Origin of the sequence: Kitasatospora sp. NPDC058218 (assembly GCF_042882445.1) — a bacterium.
GTDB lineage: Bacteria > Actinomycetota > Actinomycetes > Streptomycetales > Streptomycetaceae > Kitasatospora.
This window is the reverse complement of sequence record NZ_JBHVWC010000016.1, coordinates 62374-79265: the sequence shown is the minus strand read 5'-3', so window position 1 is coordinate 79265 and position 16892 is coordinate 62374. Positions and strand designations below refer to the sequence as shown.

Below are 16892 nucleotides of genomic sequence, written 5' to 3'. Positions count from 1 at the left end.
CGGTCACGGTTGAAGCCACCGGCGCCGCCGCCACGGTTGTCGCGGTCACCGAAGGAACGGCCACCACGGTCGTCACGGTTGAAGCCACCGGAGCGGCCGCCGCGGTCGTCACGGTTGAAGCCGCCGCCACGGTTGTCGCGGTCACCGAAGGAACGGCCACCACGATCGTCACGGTCACGGTTGAAGCCACCGGCGCCGCCGCCACGGTTGTCGCGGTCACCGAAGGAACGGCCACCACGGTCGTCACGGTTGAAGCCACCGGAGCGACCGCCACGGTCGTCACGGTCACGGTTGAAGCCACCGGAGCGGCCACCGCGGTCGTCGCGGCCGCGGTCGTCACGGTCACGGCCGTACGCCGGGCGCTCGGTGCGCGCCTCGCGGTAGGACGGGGCCCGCTCCTCGGTCACGGCGGCGGCCGGGGCGGCCGTCTCCGCGGGAACCTCGGTGGTCGCGGCGGTCTCGGCACCCTCGGCCTCGGCGGCGGGCGCCTCGTCCTCGATGCCCAGGTCGGCCCGCTCGCGCGCGGCACGGGCGGCCAGGCGGTCGGCCTCCTCGCGCAGCTCGGTGGCGCGGCGCTGCGCGCGCTCCAGCTGGCGGGTCATGTCGGCGAGCTCGCGCTCGGCGGCACCGGCGATGCCGGCGGCGCTCTCGGCCTGGACCTCGATCAGCGAACGGGCGCCGGTGATCTTGGCGACCTCGGCGTCGAAGGCGTGGTCGAGGATGTGGCGCGAGGCGTCGACGCCCGCGTCCTCCATCAGGCGGAACACGCCGCGACGCTGGTGCGGCAGCACCAGGGTGACGACGGCGCCGGAGCGGCCGGCCCGCGCGGTGCGGCCCGAGCGGTGCAGGTAGTCCTTGTGGTCGCCGGCCGGGTCCACGTTCAGGACCAGGTCGATGCCGTCGACGTGGATGCCGCGGGCGGCGACGTCGGTCGCGACGACGACGTTGACGTAGCCGTCCTTGAAGTCGCCGAGGACGCGGGTACGGGCGCCCTGGGTCATGCCGCCGTGCAGCGCGTCGGCCTTCACACCGGCCTCGATGAGCTGCTCGGCGACGCGGTCGGCGCCCATCTGGGTGCGGACGAAGATGATCGTGCGGCCCTTGCGGGCGGCGATCGCGTTGGTGATCGGCGCCTTGTCCTTGGGCTTCACCACGAGGATGTGGTGGGTCATGGTGGTGACCGCGCCGGCCGACGGGTCGACCTCGTGGGTGACCGGGTTCTTCAGGTAGCGCTTGACCAGGGTGTCGATCTCGTTCTCCAGGGTGGCGGAGAACAGCAGGCGCTGGCCGCCGGCCGGCACCTGGTCGAGGATCTCGGTGACCTCGGGCAGGAAGCCCATGTCGGCCATCTGGTCGGCCTCGTCGAGCACGACGGTCCGGACGTCGCCCAGCTTGGCGCTGCCGCGGTTCAGCAGGTCGCGCAGACGGCCGGGGGTGGCGACCAGGACGTCGACGCCGCGCTCCAGCGCGTAGATCTGGTTCGACATCGAGGTGCCGCCGCAGACGACCTTGAGCTTGAGGCCGAGCACCGAGCCGAACGGCTCCAGCGCGTCGGCCACCTGCATGGCCAGCTCGCGGGTCGGGACGAGGATCAGGCCGCGCGGGTGCTTGGGCTTGGTGCGCTCGCCGTCGGCGAGGCGGGTCAGCAGCGGCAGGCCGAAGCTGAGGGTCTTGCCGGAGCCGGTACGGCCACGGCCCAGCACGTCCTTGCCGGCCAGCGCGTCCGGGATGGTCGCGGCCTGGATCGGGAAGGGGGTGGTGACGCCGCGCTTGGCGAGGGCGCGCACGACGTCGTCGTGCAGGCCCAGGTCACCGAAGGTGATGGTGGGCTCGACGCTCTCCTCGGCCGCGGCCTCGTCGGCGGCGTCCAGGTCGGAGTCGAGGTCGACGTCCTGGTCGGCGTCGATCAGCTCGACCTCGGGGGCGTCGGTGGGGGTGACATCGGCGGCGGACTCGCTCGCGGGCATGGCGAAGCGGGCGTCGTCAACGAGAGACATGCAAAACCTTCCGGAAGTGGCACGCGCCAAAGTCCGGGTTCTGTTTCACAACCGCCTCTATGCGGTCAGCCACGGATCGCCGGAACGCGCCAAGGGCGCCAGATGGGAATTAGGGCGCCAGTCAAATGAATCAAACGAACGATCTACCACCATAGGCGAACCTGGGGATCGGAGGCAAATGCACTGGCCAGAGCGCTAGTGCCCGCCCGAACCGGGGCTCGGGGCCGAAGATCCGGAGTTGCCGGGCGAGGGCTCCGGAGCCGGTGTGGCGGGCGGGGCGGGCGTGACGGGGCTGGCATCGGGGGAGGCGGACGGCCGGGCACTCGGGCTCGCCGCCGGGCCGGTCGCGGTGCCGCCACCGGACCGCCCGTCGCCCGTTCCGCCGCTCGTTCCGCCGCTGCCGCCGGTTCCACCGCCGCCCGTACCGCCTGTGCCACCCGTGCCGGCCGTCGTCCCGCCGGCGGAGGAACCGGTGCCCGAGTGAGGTGCGCTACTGGCGCTCACGCCCCCGGCGGCACCGTTCGCGCCCGGCTCGTCGACGGGCGGCACCGCGCCCGGTGCCGCCTCCGCGCCGGCAGCCGCGCCGTTCGCGCCGGGCGACGCCTCGCCCGGCGCCGGGGTCTGACCCGCCCCCGGCGTGTTCGCCACCTGCACGCCCCCAGGACGCTCCGACCGCCCGGACGCGCCACCCGGGCGACCGCCGGTCGGCGAGGCCGACGCTCCGCCACCGGCCTTGCCCACCGTCCCGGCCTGCCCGACCGGCACCGTGCCGTGCTTCTCGTCCGCGGCCGGCCCCACCGACATGCACCCGGTCAGGCCCAGCCCGGCCACCGCCAGCACCGCCGCCGCCCGCACCACACCGTTGCGCACCGCCACCGCCCTCGGCTCCGCCTGCCGAACCGCCACCGCCCGCACCACCACCGGCCGGTCGGCCGCCGGACGGACGACCGCCGGACGACCGGCCGAACGTTCCTCCCGAGCGCCCACCTCGCGCACCGAACGCATCGCCGCCACCGAGCTCCCTCTTCCGCTGCCCCACCCGGGCCCGGGCCGCCGCCATCGCGCGCGGCACTTTCGGTGCCCAACGCGCGCCCCGGGCAGCGGGACACGGGCGGCCCGGCAGGAAGCCCCCGGACGCCATCCGGCCGGCGCAACCCCACGGGTTCAAACCTCCGGACCGGGACGCGCCGGACCGACCGGGACACGCCGGGCCGACGGCGCGCTCACCCCCAGAGCGCCGAGGCCAGTCCCGCCCCCGCGTACACCGCCGCCAGCCCCGCCGCCACGCTGCCGACCACATTGGCCAGCGCGTACCGCCCGGCCCCGCCCCCGGCCAGCCGCAGCGTCTCGTACGAGAAGGTCGAATACGTCGTCAGCGCCCCGCAGAGCCCCGTCCCGAGCAGGAGTTGGACGTGCGAGGACGCCGCGCCGGCCGCCACCGCCCCGGTCACCAGCCCGAGCACCAGGCAACCGGCCACGTTCACGGTGAAGGTGCCCCACGGGAACACCGAGTCGTGCCGGGCCTGCACCGCCCGGTCGGTCAGGTACCGCAGCGGCGCGCCGACCACCGCCCCGACCACCACCAGCAGCCAGTTCACCGCCCCGCCTCCGCCCCGCCACCGCCGTCGCCGGCCCGTCCGACGTACCGGATCACCTCGCAGGGGTCGAGCACCACCAGCCCCTCCCCCACCAGTGCGTCCAGCTGCGGCAGGAAGCCCCGGACCCGCTCCTCGGTGTCCACGATCACCACCGCCACGGGCAGGTCCTCGCTCAACGACAGCAGCCGGGCCGTGTGCACCAGCGACGACGCCCCGAACCCCTCGATCCCCCGGAACACGCTCGCCCCCGCCAGCCCGGCCGCCCGGGCCCGGTGCACGATCTCGCTGTACAGCGGGCGGTGGTGCCAGCGGTCGTTCTCGCCCACCAGTACGGTCAGCCGCAGCGCCGACCCGGTCAGCCGCGTCACCCCGACCTCCGGGCCCCGCGCCGGACCAGACGGCGCGTCACTGCGGCCGCCGCCCAGACCGCGGTCAGCGCCACCAGCAGCGTCAGCCCCAGGTACGCCACCCCGGTCCCGGGCCGGCCCTGCGCCACCAGCCGCCGGATGTCCACCGCGTACGTGGAGAAGGTGGTGAATCCGCCCAGCACCCCGGTGCCGAAGAACGGCCGCAGCAGCGGATGCGCGGGCCGCCCCTCGGTGATCACCACCAGGAAGACCCCGATCACCGCGCAGCCCGTCCCGTTCACCGCCAGCGTCGTCCAGGGGAAGTCGGCCGGCCCGGTCGGCCGGAGCAGTCCGGCCCCGTACCGGGCCGACGCCCCGATCGCCCCGCCCAGCGCGACCACCGCCACGGCGGGCCCCTGCCCCCGCAGCACCGGCGGCCGGCGCGGCGGAACCGCCGCCGGCATCGTCCGCAGCGCGCCGCCGGCTCCGCCCGAGTCCACCGCGTCCTCCGATGTCGCCATGGGCCCATGAAACACCGGCCGCCACCGCCTGGCACACCGTCACCCCAGACCCGACAATGATCCGGTGGAGATGACCCGGGAAGAGTTCGAGACGCTGGTCAGTGACGCCCTCGACCAGATTCCCCCGAAGCTCGCGGCCATGATGGACAACGTGGCGGTGTTCGTCGAGGACGAGCCCGACCCCGCCGACCCGGAGCTCCTGGGCCTCTACGAGGGCACCCCGCTCACCGAGCGCGGCGAGTGGTACGCGGGTGTCCTGCCCGATCGGATCATCATCTACCGGGGCCCGACCCTGCGGCACTGCGAGACCCGCGAGCAGGTGGTCGAGGAGGTCCGCACCACGGTCATCCACGAGGTCGCCCACCACTTCGGCTTCGACGACCACGAGCTCGACGAACTCGGCTGGTCCTGACCGGCCCGCGGAGCCGTCCACCCACCCGGCCCAAACCCGTTTTGGCGATCCGCCCGACATCCCATATGCTTCTCGACGTCCCCGAACGCTGGAAACAGCGGGACAGGCCGCAAGCCCTCATCGTCTAGTGGCCCAGGACGCCGCCCTTTCAAGGCGGTAGCACGGGTTCGAATCCCGTTGGGGGCACAGCAGTACCGTAGTAAAGTGCAGTGCGCAAGACCTAGCAAGACCTCAGTGGAGAAATCCACGCAAGGTCCCGTGGAGCAGTTGGTTAGCTCGCCACCCTGTCAAGGTGGAGGTCGCGGGTTCAAGTCCCGTCGGGATCGCTCGTCTCGCAAGAGACGGTGCAGTACGGCCAGGTAGCTCAGTTGGTACGAGCGTCCGCCTGAAAAGCGGAAGGTCGCCGGTTCGACCCCGGCCCTGGCCACAGCTGCGAACAGCAGGAGGGCCCCGGAGAGATCACTCTCCGGGGCCTTTTGCATGCCCTCCACGCCCATCCGTACACCACGGCCCGGGGCGGGCCGTGACCTGCGCCGGTGCCTCCCCGGTCGGTGACGGGGAGGCACCGGCGCGTCGACGTCTCAGGAGCGGCGGCGCAGGCGGCGGGCGAGGAGAACCGCGCCGGCACCGAGGGTGGCGAGGGTCGCGGCGACGACGGCCGGGACGGTGGAGGACCCGGCGCCGGTGGCGGCGAGCTCAGCGGTGGCCGGCGCGGTCGGCGCGGTGGCCTGCGGCACCGGGGCAGCCGGGGCAGCGGTCGGAGCCGGGGCGGGGGCGGCCGGGTCGGCGGCCGGCGCGGCGCCGGTCGCGGGCTCGGCGACCGGCTTGGCGGGCGCCTTGGTGGCCGGCTTGGCGGGCGCCTCGGTCGCCGCGACGACCTTGACGGTGCTCGCCGTGCCGCACGCGGTCGTCCCGCTGAACGGCGTGGAGCCCTCGTTGACGAGGACGCACGGGTGGATCTCGGTCGCCCCCAGCGGCGTGCTCGCGTCGTACGACACCCGGACCTTGGAGACCACGGTCTTCCCGGCGCCGATGCCGGAGTCGCGGCCCTGCAGGTAGACGCCGACAAGATCGTCGACGGCTCCGCCGGACACCTTCTTCAGCGTGGTCCACGCCCCGTCCGCCCTGCGGACCTGGACGGTGGCGTGGGGGTCGCTGAAGAGCACGTTGCCGAGGTTGACGTAGCCGGACGGCGTGGGGTTGGCCAGGACCGCGTCGAACTCGATCGGCGCCCCGCCGGCGACCGCCGTGGCGGGCACCGAACGGAGCGAGCTCCGGATGGACTCGACCTTGATCGTCTTGACCTGCTCCGCCAGCTTCACCCACGATCCCGGCGCGCCCACGGCGGAACGCAGCGAGATGGAGCGGAAGCCGCCGTTGCTCGCCCCCTGGTGCGGCAGGCCCATGGGAGCGCCGATCCGCAGGTTCAGCGTCACCGTCTTGCCGGCCGGGACGGTGATGTTGTGCACCGCGCCGCTGTAGGAGGCCGACTCGGCACCGTGGTGGAACTCCAGGGGCACCGACTTCCAGGCGCCGCTCGCCCGGTCCTTGTAGTCGATCGTGATCGCGTTCGACGGCGTGCCCGCCTCGCTCGTGGTCTCCAGGACGAGCGAGAAGGTGGTGGCCTCGGTGCCGGTGTTGGTGATCGTCTCGGTGAACGCGACCGGCTGCCCGGCGAACCCGACCGCCGCCGGCGCCTGGACCGACAGCTTCGCCCCCTTCACCCCCTCCGCGGAGGCCGACTGCGCCGGCAGGGCGAGCGAGCCGCCGAGCGCGACGACGCCGAGGGCGGCGGCAACGGCGACGGTGCGGCGCGAACGGCGGACACGGACGGTGCTGGACATGGTTCCCCCTGGAACATCCGGTTGCGGGCATGCCGAGGACAGGGTCGGCGGCGCCGGCTACGACTGGGTGGGTGAGCGAGTGAGCGAGTGAGGCGGCCCGTGAACCACGGTCACGGGCGAAAGTCCCCCCGCCTCCGGAAGGTGGCCCCCTTCCGTGCCGCTCACTTGATTGGACGTGCGGCCCCCGCCGGGGTTGCAGGTGAGCTCGAAGAACTTTCGGACCGCCTTCGCGCCCCGGCCCCACCGCAGGTGAGCGGCGGTACGGCGCGCGACGTGCTCGGCAGCCGACGCGCCCGGGGCAGGGTCGGACGACGCTCCGCGACTACGCTGAGAGGTCTTCCCGGCGCACCCCAGGAGACGGCACATGAACCCGGAGCACTTCGCACTCCTCGAAGAAGCCCGCAGGAGCCTGCCCGACGGATTCAAGGTCGAACTTTCGGGCGACACCATCGTGATGATGGTCAGCCCCTCCGGCATCCACCAACGGAACCTACTGCTGGTCCGCCGCCAGTTCGATGCGCACGCCCCGCTGGAGCTGCTGCCGAGCGAGAACACCGACCTGCTCTCGCCCAACGTCGGCAAGAGCCGCAACCCCGACCTCACCTACCTTCCGAGCGAGGTGCTGGAGACGACCGACAACCAGGTGCCGGCCGAGGCCGCCGCAGTCGCGGTCGAACTGGTCTCCCCCTCCAACCCCGAGAACGACTGGGTCGGGAAGGTCCGCGACTACCCGCAGATGGGCATCCCGCTCTACCTGTTGGTCGACGCGAGGCAGAAGACCGTCACCCTGTTCAGCCGGCCCGACGGTACGAGGTACCACCGCCGTGAGGACATCGAGTTCGGCGAGACCCTGCACATCCCCGAGCCGTTCGGCTTCGACCTGAGCACGGACGAACTGCTGCCGTACTGACCGGCACCGGGGAGGCAAACGACCGGCAACTCCGGGCGGATCGGAAGCTTCCGGTCAGCGGGGTCGCCCGCGGGTTCCGGCAGTTCGGGCCCGTCCGGCCCGCCCGGTGGACCGGCAATATTGCCGACCCTGCTTCCTGGCCGCCCACCTCCGCCCCGGCCTTCACTTGCACCGCACGAGGCCCGGGGCCCCCTCCCGGGCCCGGAGTCGCGGAGGAGGCGGAGCGGCATGGCACAGCAGAGGCTGTTGTCGAAGGTCGGGTTCTCGGGGCTTTCCGCCCGCAGCGGTCCACTGGCCTTCGGGCTCACCAACCTGCTGCGTGCGGTCATCGTGGACGACGACCCGTCCCATCTGAACCTGACCTCGGTGCTGCCGGTCCCGGACGGCACCGGGCTCGACCGGGTCGAGGCGGCGATCGGCGTGCTGCTGGAGCGCCACGAGTCGCTGCGGACCACCTACCGGATCGCGCCGGGCATCGGCCCGGACACCGTCCAGCTGGTGGCGGGCGAGGGAGCGTTGGACCTGCTGCTCGTGGAGGCCGCGGGCGACCCGGCCGAGACCGCGGTCGGGCTGGCCCGCGAGCTGCGGACCGGCGGCTTCGACCTGGAGGCCGACCTGCCGGTGCGCCTCGCGGTGGTGCTCTCCGACGGCGCTCCCGCGCTGCTGGTCTGCGTGGTCTGCCACACCGCCATGGACGCCACCAGCTGGGAGATCCTGGTCGAGGAGTGGGCCGCCCTGATGGACGGCGGCGAGCTGCCCGCCCCGGCCGCGCTGCAGCCGATCGACGTGGTGGCGCTGGAGGAGCGGCCCGGCGTGCGCCGGCTCACCGAGTCCTCGCTGTCCTACTGGGAGGCCCGGATGCGCGCCGTGCCGCAGGCCGCCTTCGCCCTGCCCGGTCTGACCGACCCGGCGGAGAAGGACTGGCACCACACCGGTCTGCGGATCGTCTCGGACCGGGCCGCCGAGCACCTCGGCCGGATCGCCGAGCGCACCGGGGTCTCCCGCTCGGTCATCACGCTCGCGGCCTTCGGCGCGCTGGTCGCGTGGCGGGTCGCCGAGCCGGACTGCGCGATCACCTCACTCTCCGCCAACCGGGTGGTCAAGGAGCTGCGCGGCTACTTCGGCACGCTCGCCCAGGACGCCCTGCTGCTGCTGGACACCGCCGCGCCCGAGAGCTTCGACCAGCTGGCCCGGGAGTGCCGGGCCGAGGCGATGCGGGCCTACCGCGCCAGCTGGTTCGACCCGATCCGGGCCTGGGAGGTGATCAACGGGGTCGGGGCGCAGCGCGGCATCTCCTTCGCCCGTGACCTGGTCTTCAACGACATGAGCGGGCTCGGCAAGGGAGCCGGCGGACCGGCCGGGCGGCGCTTCCCCGCGGTGCGCACCCCCGGCGCGGAGAAGGCCGGGGGCGCCTACGACGACACCCTCGACCTGCGGCTCGACCCGCTGCCGGCCGAGCTGGTGCCGAGCCGGCTGGTGCTGATCGCCCACCGCCTGGAGGACCGACTGGACCTCGGCCTCTGGGCCGACCAGCAGGTGCTCTCGGCCGAGGAGGCCGCCGAGTTCGGGCGCTCGTTCGTCAGGCTGCTGGCCGAGGCGGCCGACGGCGACCTGCCGCTGGACCGGCTGCCCGCGCTGACCGGTCTGACGCCGGTCCGGCGGGGCGGCGACTGGGTGCGCAGCGACCGCTGCTGGGTCGACCTGGCGGCCGTCCGCGGGCTGGCCGCCGAGGCGCTGGGTGACCGGCCGCACCTCGTGCTCGCCGAGCCGGACGAGCGGCTCGGCCACCGCCTCGTCTGCCACCTGGCCGCACCGGCGGACCGGCCCGGGGCCGCGGACCCGGCCGACCTCGCCGGGGTGCACCGGCGGATCCTCGACCTGCTGCCGGGCCGGCCGAGTGCCATCACCCCGCAGTGGTACGTCGTGCACACCGGACCGGTTCCGGACGCCGCCGACACCGAGGCGGCCGCCGCCTGGCGGGAGCGGCCCGTGCTGACCGAGGGGCCGGGCCGGTGAGCAGCGTCGAGGAGGCCCCCGCCGTCGCCGCGCCGGCGGCGAAGACCCCGGCCGCGGATCCGGAGCGATCAGCGCGGCCACCGGCCGACCGGCTCTGGAGTCGCGACTTCCGGCTCTTCTTCACCGCCCGCACGGTGGCCATGCTGGGCGACGCGATGCTTCCGGTGGCCCTCTCGGTGGGCATCCTGGACGCGGGGTACGGCCCGAGCGGGGTCGGCTACGCACTCGGCTCCTGGACCGCCGCACTGGCCCTGTGCATGCTCTTCGGCGGCGCGCTCGCCGACCGGCTGACCCCGCGCCGCCTGATGGTCTGGGCCGACGGCGTGCGCCTGGTGGTGCAGAGCGTGGTCGCGCTGGGCTTCCTGCTGGGCACGCCCTCGCTCTGGCAGATCATCGCGGCGCAGGTGGTCAGCGGCGTGGCGACGGCGATGTTCCAGCCGGGCGTGGCGTCGATGGTCCCGGCGGTGGCGACGGACGTCCAGCGGGCCAACGGCTCGCTGCGGGTCGCGGAGGCGCTGGCCGCGCTGTTCGGCCCGGCCCTGGCCGGTGCCATGGTCGCCGGGCTCTCGCCGGGGGCGGTCTTCGCGGTGTACGCGGCGACGTACGGCATCAGCGGTTGGTGCCTGCTCGCGCTGCGGGTGAAGCTCGTGCCGCAGGCCGCCGGGGACGGTTCGCTGCTGCGCCAACTGGCTGACGGCTGGCGCGAGTTCCGTGCCCGTACCTGGCTCTGGGGGGTGATCTCGCTCTACACCGTCTACGGCTTCACGGTCGCCGGGGTGTCACTGGCGCTCGGCGGCGTGCTGATCATCGAGGAGCACGGGGCGACCGCGTACGGGGCCGCGATGGCGGCCTTCGGCGGCGGCTGCGCGGTGGGCGGTGCGATCGCGATGAAGGCCCGACCCCAACGGCCGCTGCTGGCGGGCGCGGCGGCGCTGACGCTCTTCACCGTCTACCCGCTGGCACCGGCCCTCGGCCTGCCGCCGTGGGCGGTCGCCGCCGGGTGGGCGGCGGCCGGGGTGGGCTGCGCCTTCTGGGGCGTGATCTGGGCGACGACCGTCCAGACGCAGGTCCCGACGGCGCTGCTGAACCGGATGTACGCCTACGACGTCACCGGCTCACTGGCCGCGATGGCGCTCGGCCGCACCTTCGCCGGGCCGCTGGCCGAGCGGCTGGGCGGGCAGCACGTCCTGATCGGGGCCACCGTCCTGGCCCTGGGCTGCTGCGCCGCCCTGCCCGCGGTACCCGCGATCCGCGGGCTGCGGGCCGTCCCGGCGGCCGCCGACCGGGCGCCCGCCGAATGAGCACCGGCCGAACGAGCACCGGCCCGGCGAACGGCCGACCGCCCGCGGGCCCGCACCACCGTCCGACCGAACGAGTCACCGAACGAGCCTTCGAAGGGGCCCACCGATGAGCACAGGCGAGACGCGGTTCCAGGGAATCGCGATCACGGAGCTGGCCGAGCAGTTCGGCACTCCGCTCTTCGTCTACGACGGCGAGGTGCTCGAACGCACCTTCCGGGACCTCCGGGCCGCCCTGCCCGCCGAGGTCGACGTCTTCTTCTCGCTCAAGGCCAACCCCAACATCAGCGTCTGCGCCCTGCTGCGGTCGCTGGGTGCCGGGGCGGAGGTCTCCTCGCACGTCGAGCTGGTCACCGCGCTGCGGGCGGGCGTCGCGCCGCAGGACGTGATCTTCCTCGGGCCCGGCAAGGACGCCGCCGAGCTGGCCGCGTGCGTCGAGGCCGGCATCCACGCGGTGGTCTGCGAGTCGGTGGAGGAACTGCTTCAGCTGGACGAGCTGGTGGCGGCGGCCGGCACCGGCCCGTGCCGCGCGATGCTGCGGATCAACCCCGACTTCGCCACCAAGGGCTCCGGCCTCGCGATGGGCGGCAAGCCGCGCCAGTTCGGCATCGACCTGGACGTCCTGCGGGCGGCCCGGCCGGCCCTGGCGGGCCTTCGGCACGTCGAACTCACGGGCCTGCACGCCTACATGGGCACCCGGTTCCTCGACCACGCCGACGTCGTGCACAACACCCGGGAGATCCTGGCGGCGGCCGAGCGGCTGTCGGACGAACTCGGCGTCCCGCTGGGGACGGTGGACTTCGGCGGCGGCCTGGGCGTGCCGTACTTCGACAACGAGAAGGAGCTGGACCTGGCCCGACTGGGCGCCGGCCTGCACGAGGTGGTGGCTCCGTTCGCGGCCCGGCACCCGGACTGCCGGCTGATCATGGAGCTCGGCCGCTACCTCACCGCCTGGGCCGGCACCTACGTCGTCCGGGCCCGCTACGTGAAGCAGTCCAAGGGCGAGTGGTTCGTGGTCGCCGACGGCGGCACCAACCACCACATGGCGGCGGTCGGCGTGGGCAGCTTCGTGAAGCGCAACTTCCCGATCCGCCACCTCGGGCGGCCCGCCGAGCCCGCCGTGCGCGCCTACTCCGTCACCGGGCCGCTGTGCACACCGAACGACGTCATCGCGAAGAAGGTCGAACTGCCCGAGGTGGCCCCGGGCGACCTGCTCGGGGTCGAGCGGTCCGGCGCGTACGGGCCGACGGCCTCACCGGGGCTGTTCCTCAGCCACGGCTACCCGGCCGAGGTCCTGGTGCACCGCGGGACGGCCCATCTGGTCCGGGAGCGGGACACCCTGGCCGATCTGCTGGCCAAGCAGCGGCTGGTCGACCCGCTCGCCGGGGCGGCCACCGGGGCGGGGGCGGAGGTCGAGCGGTGACCGGTGCGCCGCTGGTCGGCATCGACGTCCTGGAACTCGGGGAGCTCGACCGGCTCTGCGAGCGGCCGTGGTTCCTGCGGCACTGCTTCGCCGAGGAGGAGCTGGCCCGGGCGGAGCAGCTCGGGGCGGGCCGGCGCCGGGAGTTCCTGGCCGGCCGGTTCGCCGCCAAGGAGGCCGTGCTGAAGGTGCTCGGCATCGGGCTGCTGCGCGGCATCGCACCGCGCGAGATCGCCGTCGGCCAGGACCCGACGGGCCGGCCGTCGCTCCGGCTGCACGGCCGGGCCGCCGCCCGGGCCGCCGAACTGGGCCTGGCCGCGACCGCCGTGTCGATCGCCCACAAGCGCCGGACGGTGACCGCCGTGGCGGTCGGCCGGCTCGACCCGCCCGGGCCGCCGACCCCCGTCCCTGCCCCTGCCCCACCTTCCGAGCACCCCGACCTCGCCGACCGCTCCGACCGCGCCGCCCCGGAGGAACCCCGTATGGACCGACCGACCGTCACCCCGCCGCGCACGCCGCAGCCCCACCCCACCGGGCCCGCGCCGAACGCCACCGCGCCCGACGGCGCCGTCCCCGACACCACCCTGCCGGACGAACCGCCGGTCGTCGCCCGGCTGCGGCTGCGGCTCGGTCCGGAGGACGCCCACTACGGCGGCGGCCTCGTCCCCGGCGCCCGCCTGCTGGGCCTGTTCGGCGACCTGATCACCGAGATCACCATCCGTACCGACGGCGACGAGGGACTGCTATCCGAGTACTCCGCCGTCCGGTTCACCGCGCCCTGCCACCCCGGCGACTACCTGGAGCTGACCGCCCGGCTGGCCCGCCGCACCCGGCTGCGACGAGTGGTCGAGTTCGAGGCGTACAAGGTGATCGCCGCCCGGCCGGAGCGGTCCTCCTCGGCCGCCGAGGTGCTGGCCGAACCGCTGCTCGTCTGCACCGCCACGGCGACCGCCGTGGTGCCCCCGCCGGCCCGCGCCGGCAAGGCCGCGCCCACCGGGCCGGCCGGATCCACCGAGTCCACCACCGCCGATGGGAGTTCCCGATGACCGGACCGGAGCCGTCGCCGCCGGCCCTGCTGCACGAGCTGCTCGACCGGGCGGCCGAGCGCTGGCCCGACCGCCCCGCGCTGTCGCAGGACGAGCTGACCCTGGACTACCGCGCGTTCGCGGCGGCCGCCGTGCGGGTGGCCCGGTGGCTGCGGGCGACCGGGGTCGGCCGGGGCGACCGCGTCGTGGTGGCGGCGCCGTCCGGGCCGGCCCTCGCGGTGCTCGTCTTCGCGGCCTCCCGGGTGGGCGCCGCCTACACCCTGCTGCACGAGCAGGTCCACGGCGCCCCGCTGGCCCACGTCCTCGCCGACTGCGAGCCGCGGCTGCTGATCACCGAGGACGCGGCCGACCGGGCCGACGCCGACGCGCGCTCGATCGCCGCGGTGCCCCTGTCGGCCCTGACCGACGCCGCCTTCCCGGCCCTCCCGGCGGCCCCGGCCGACCCCGCCGAGCCGCTGCCCGACCCCGCCGGAGCGCCGGCCGACCCGGGGGTGCTGGTGGTCGATCCGGTCAGCCTGATCTACACCTCCGGCACCACCGCCCTGCCGAAGGCCGTGGTCAGCACCCACCAACAGGTGCTGTTCGCGGCCCGGGCCATCCAGTCCGTGCTCGGCTACCGCGCGGAGGACGTCGTCTACTGCCCGCTGCCGCTCTCCTTCGACTACGGCCTCTACCAGGTCCACCTGGCCGTGCTGAGCGGCGCCCACCTGTGGCTCGGCCGGCCGAACGAGGCGGGCCCGCTGCTGCTGCGCCGGCTGGCCGCCACCGGCGCGACCGTCCTGCCCGGTGTCCCCTCGGCCGCCGAGGGCCTGGCCTGGCTGCTGCGCCGGTCGGCGAAGAAGCTGCCCGCCCTGCGGCTGCTCACCAACACCGGGGCCGCCCTGTCCACGGAGACCATCGCCACCCTGCGCGAGGCCCTCCCGGGCCTCAAGGTCCAGGTCATGTACGGCCTGACCGAGTGCAAGCGGGCCACGATCATGCCGCCGGACGGCGACCTGGCCCGGCCCGGCTCCTGCGGCCTGCCGCTGCCCGGCACGGAGGTCCTCGCCGTCGACGACGACGGCGCCGCGCTGCCGCCCGGTGAGATCGGGCAGCTGGTGGTCCGCGGCCCGCACGTGATGGCCGGCTACTGGCGCCGTCCGGAGCTGAACGCCGAACGGTTCCGGCACCGGGACGGCCTCTTCCCCGAGCTCTGGACCGGCGACTACGGCCGGCTCGACGAGGACGGCTTCGTCTACTTCAGCGGCCGCCGGGACGACCTCTACAAGGAGAACGGGTTCCGGCTCAGCGCGACCGAGGTGGAGGCCGCCGCCCACCGGGTGCCGGGCGTGGTCTCGGCCGCCGTCCTCCCGCCCGAGGGCCGCCGGCCGTCGGTGCTCGCCGTGGTCGGGCGGATCGAGGCGCCCGAGGTCCTGGAGCTGATGCGCGAGCAGATCGAGGTGTACAAGATCCCGCGCAGGTGCGTGGTGCTGGACGAGCTGCCGCTCAGCGCCAACGGCAAGGTCGACCGCCGCCGGCTGGCGGCCGCGCTCGCCGAAGCCGCCGCCGTCTGACCCGCCGAACATCCCAACGGACGAACAAAGGAATGATCATGACTGACCGTCAGTACATCGTGAACGCCCTGGAGACCGCCCTCAGCGACGTGCTGGAGCGCGAGATCGCCGGCCTGGCCGACGACATCCGCCTCTTCGACGACCTGCACCTGGACTCGACGACGATGCTGGAACTCCTGATGGCCCTGGAGGACTCGATCGACCTGGTCGTCGACCCGGAGACGCTGGACATCGAGGACTTCGCCTCCGTCGGCACGTTCACCGACTTCGTCCTGACCACCCGCGGTGAGCTTTCGGCAACCGCCTGACCTGCAGCGTTCCAGGTTGGTCTAGACCTGACATCGCGTAGGTCGGTATCTTCACCCCGGGGCAGATCACTGTGGGGGTGGCCGCGTGTATGCCGATGACGTGACGTCGGCCGGTGCCGGGGAGTCCGGCCGTCTTCTGCGCACCTTCCGGGAGTCCCGGGGGTGGACGCAGGAGCGACTGGCCGACGCGTCGGGAGTCAGCGTCCGAACCATCGGCAACCTGGAGAACGAACGGATCGGCCGGCCCCGGCAGAGTTCGATCCTCGCGCTCTGCCGGGCGCTGCAGCTCTCCCGCGCCGAGGCCGACCGCGTCCTGCGCGAGCTTCGCCGCACCCGGCGCCCCGTCGCCGCCCCCGACGCGGCGCCGCCGGGCCGCGGCGGGCAGCCGCCGCACGACCCGGTCAGCCTGACGCCCCCCGTCCACGGGACCGAACTGCTCGGCCGGGGCGACGACCTGCGAAGACTCCGGCAGGTCCTGGAGCACCACCGGGCGGCCACCCTCACCGGTCCACCGGGCATCGGCAAGTCCCGGGTGGCGGCCGAGTACGCGCTCCGGGCACCGGGTCCGGTCTGGTTCGTCGACCTCGCCCAGGACGACACCCGCGAGGCGCTGGCCACGCTCACCGGCGAACTGCGCGGCGGCCGCACCCGGCCGCCCGCCCTGCTGGTCCTCGACAACGCCGACGACGCCCTCGACGCGGTGTCCCGGCTCGCGGCCTTCCTGCTGCGCTCGGCCGACAACCGGACCAGGCTGCTGACCACCAGCCGCGAACCGCTCGGCCTCGCCCTGGAGTCCAGCTGGCAGCTCGGCCCGATCACCGTCCCCCGGAGCCCGACCCGCCAAGGCGTCCTCGGCTCCCCCGCCGGCCGGCTGTTCGTCCAACGGGCCACCGAGGCGGCCCCGTTCTGGTCGCTCTCCGAGGCCAACTGCGCCGCGGTGGCCCACCTCTGCGCGGCACTGGACGGCCATCCGCTGGCCCTGGAGCTGGCCGCCAGCCAGCTCAGCGCGATGACCCTGGAGGACATCCTCTCCCGGATGGCCCACCAGCTGGACCTGCTGGAGCGCCGCCGCGCCCCGCAGCAGGGCCACCACCAGTCACTGCGGCAGGCCCTGCAGCGCAGCTGGATCCGGCTGCGGCCGATCGAGCAGAGGGTCTTCGCCGCGGTCTCGGTCTTCCGCGGCGGATTCTCCCTGGAGGCCGCCGAACACCTGGTCGCCGGCACCGACTGCGGGGCGGAGGCCGAGAGCGCGCTGGACACCGCCCGGGCGCTGCGCGACCTGGTCACCCAGTCCCTGGTCACCGTCCACCGGTACGGCGACCAGCTCCGGTACCGGTTGATCGGCCCGCTGCGGGCGTTCGCGGTCGAGCGCAGTGTCGAGGCGGGCCACCACTCCGCCCTGCGGCACCGGCACGCCCAGTACTTCTGCACGCTCGCCGAGCACCACGCCCGGCTGGTGGAGTCCGGGGTGGCCGCCCGGTTGCTGCCCTGCGACGAGGAGAACGTGCGCGCCGCCGCCCACCACGCCCGCGTCCTGGGGGACTTGGTGCTCTGGACCCGGATCATGCGGACCAGGCTCTGCTTCTCGGAGACTCTCGGCCGCCCCGGCCAGGCCGACTGAC

General features: G+C 74.3%; 14 protein-coding genes and 3 tRNA genes. 12 read left to right on the top strand and 5 right to left on the bottom strand.

From position 1 onward, the window contains the following. The 4 genes from ACFVYI_RS12630 to crcB (ACFVYI_RS12615) all read right to left on the bottom strand — a co-directional run. A partial coding sequence (locus tag ACFVYI_RS12630; protein WP_387884248.1) for a DEAD/DEAH box helicase occupies positions 1–1997 on the bottom strand: 1997 nt, incomplete at its 3' end. A 1223-nt stretch (positions 1998–3220) separates the two neighbouring features. Then, a complete protein-coding gene (gene crcB, locus ACFVYI_RS12625; RefSeq protein WP_387884107.1) occupies positions 3221–3595 on the bottom strand; it encodes a fluoride efflux transporter CrcB in 375 nt (124 codons plus the stop codon). Continuing rightward, complete coding sequence (locus tag ACFVYI_RS12620) at positions 3592–3963, bottom strand: DUF190 domain-containing protein (RefSeq protein ID WP_387884106.1); 372 nt, start codon at positions 3961–3963, stop codon at positions 3592–3594. Before ACFVYI_RS12620 ends, crcB (ACFVYI_RS12625) begins: the two co-directional genes overlap by 4 nt. Continuing rightward, positions 3960–4406, bottom strand: a complete 447-nt coding sequence (gene crcB / locus ACFVYI_RS12615) for a fluoride efflux transporter CrcB (RefSeq protein ID WP_387884245.1) — start codon at positions 4404–4406, stop codon at positions 3960–3962. The genes ACFVYI_RS12620 and crcB (ACFVYI_RS12615) overlap by 4 nt, the downstream gene beginning before the upstream one ends. A gap of 127 nt (positions 4407–4533) precedes the next feature. Between crcB (ACFVYI_RS12615) and ACFVYI_RS12610 the strand changes: the two genes are divergently transcribed. The 4 genes from ACFVYI_RS12610 (at position 4534) to ACFVYI_RS12595 (ending at position 5302) form a co-directional block, all read left to right on the top strand. Next, positions 4534–4875: a metallopeptidase family protein gene (locus ACFVYI_RS12610; RefSeq protein WP_387884104.1), complete on the top strand. Its 342-nt coding sequence runs from the start codon at positions 4534–4536 to the stop codon at positions 4873–4875. 113 nt (positions 4876–4988) lie between these two features. Further along, a tRNA-Glu gene (locus ACFVYI_RS12605) sits at positions 4989–5061 on the top strand. 66 nt (positions 5062–5127) lie between these two features. After that, positions 5128–5201, top strand: a tRNA-Asp gene (locus tag ACFVYI_RS12600). Positions 5202–5228: 27 nt separating this feature from the next. Beyond that, positions 5229–5302: transfer RNA gene (locus tag ACFVYI_RS12595), tRNA-Phe, on the top strand. A 154-nt stretch (positions 5303–5456) separates the two neighbouring features. On the opposite strand, the gene ACFVYI_RS12590 is transcribed toward ACFVYI_RS12595, so the two are convergent. Further along, a complete protein-coding gene (locus tag ACFVYI_RS12590) occupies positions 5457–6719 on the bottom strand; it encodes a hypothetical protein (protein WP_387884103.1) in 1263 nt (420 codons plus the stop codon). Between the two features lie 364 nt (positions 6720–7083). On the opposite strand from ACFVYI_RS12590, the gene ACFVYI_RS12585 reads away from it, so the two are divergent. The 8 genes from ACFVYI_RS12585 to ACFVYI_RS12550 all read left to right on the top strand — a co-directional run bounded on the left by ACFVYI_RS12585 (position 7084) and on the right by ACFVYI_RS12550 (position 16891). Next, the gene (locus tag ACFVYI_RS12585; protein ID WP_387884100.1) at positions 7084–7629 is read left to right on the top strand and encodes a Uma2 family endonuclease; all 546 of its coding nucleotides are present in this window, start codon (positions 7084–7086) and stop codon (positions 7627–7629) included. 228 nt (positions 7630–7857) lie between these two features. Further along, positions 7858–9645: a condensation domain-containing protein gene (locus tag ACFVYI_RS12580; protein ID WP_387884099.1), complete on the top strand. Its 1788-nt coding sequence runs from the start codon at positions 7858–7860 to the stop codon at positions 9643–9645. Next, positions 9642–10946, top strand: a complete 1305-nt coding sequence (locus ACFVYI_RS12575; protein WP_387884095.1) for an MFS transporter — start codon at positions 9642–9644, stop codon at positions 10944–10946. The genes ACFVYI_RS12580 and ACFVYI_RS12575 overlap by 4 nt, the downstream gene beginning before the upstream one ends. A 106-nt stretch (positions 10947–11052) precedes the next feature. Beyond that, a complete protein-coding gene (locus tag ACFVYI_RS12570) occupies positions 11053–12366 on the top strand; it encodes a type III PLP-dependent enzyme (RefSeq protein ID WP_387884093.1) in 1314 nt (437 codons plus the stop codon). Then, positions 12363–13409 (top strand): holo-ACP synthase, encoded by a 1047-nt coding sequence (gene acpS, locus ACFVYI_RS12565; protein WP_387884090.1) that lies wholly within the window; start codon positions 12363–12365, stop codon positions 13407–13409. Before ACFVYI_RS12570 ends, acpS begins: the two co-directional genes overlap by 4 nt. Further along, on the top strand, positions 13406–14962 hold the full coding sequence (locus ACFVYI_RS12560) for a class I adenylate-forming enzyme family protein (RefSeq protein ID WP_387884088.1): 1557 nt from the start codon (positions 13406–13408) through the stop codon (positions 14960–14962). The genes acpS and ACFVYI_RS12560 overlap by 4 nt, the downstream gene beginning before the upstream one ends. Before the next feature lie 38 nt (positions 14963–15000). Continuing rightward, positions 15001–15270 carry a phosphopantetheine-binding protein gene (locus ACFVYI_RS12555; RefSeq protein WP_387884085.1) on the top strand — a complete coding sequence of 90 codons (270 nt, stop codon included), beginning with the start codon at positions 15001–15003 and terminating at the stop codon, positions 15268–15270. A 100-nt stretch (positions 15271–15370) separates the two neighbouring features. Beyond that, on the top strand, positions 15371–16891 hold the full coding sequence (locus tag ACFVYI_RS12550; protein WP_387884082.1) for an ATP-binding protein: 1521 nt from the start codon (positions 15371–15373) through the stop codon (positions 16889–16891). The last annotated feature ends 1 nt before the right edge of the window (position 16892 follow it).

Coding starts and splice junctions, on each gene's coding strand:
- crcB (WP_387884245.1), bottom strand. CDS start 4,406: ATGCCGGCGGCGGTTCCGCCGCGCCGGCCGCCGGTGCTGCGGGGGCAG.
- ACFVYI_RS12610 (WP_387884104.1), top strand. CDS start 4,534: ATGACCCGGGAAGAGTTCGAGACGCTGGTCAGTGACGCCCTCGACCAG.
- ACFVYI_RS12590 (WP_387884103.1), bottom strand. CDS start 6,719: ATGTCCAGCACCGTCCGTGTCCGCCGTTCGCGCCGCACCGTCGCCGTT.
- ACFVYI_RS12585 (WP_387884100.1), top strand. CDS start 7,084: ATGAACCCGGAGCACTTCGCACTCCTCGAAGAAGCCCGCAGGAGCCTG.
- ACFVYI_RS12580 (WP_387884099.1), top strand. CDS start 7,858: ATGGCACAGCAGAGGCTGTTGTCGAAGGTCGGGTTCTCGGGGCTTTCC.
- ACFVYI_RS12570 (WP_387884093.1), top strand. CDS start 11,053: ATGAGCACAGGCGAGACGCGGTTCCAGGGAATCGCGATCACGGAGCTG.
- ACFVYI_RS12560 (WP_387884088.1), top strand. CDS start 13,406: ATGACCGGACCGGAGCCGTCGCCGCCGGCCCTGCTGCACGAGCTGCTC.
- ACFVYI_RS12555 (WP_387884085.1), top strand. CDS start 15,001: ATGACTGACCGTCAGTACATCGTGAACGCCCTGGAGACCGCCCTCAGC.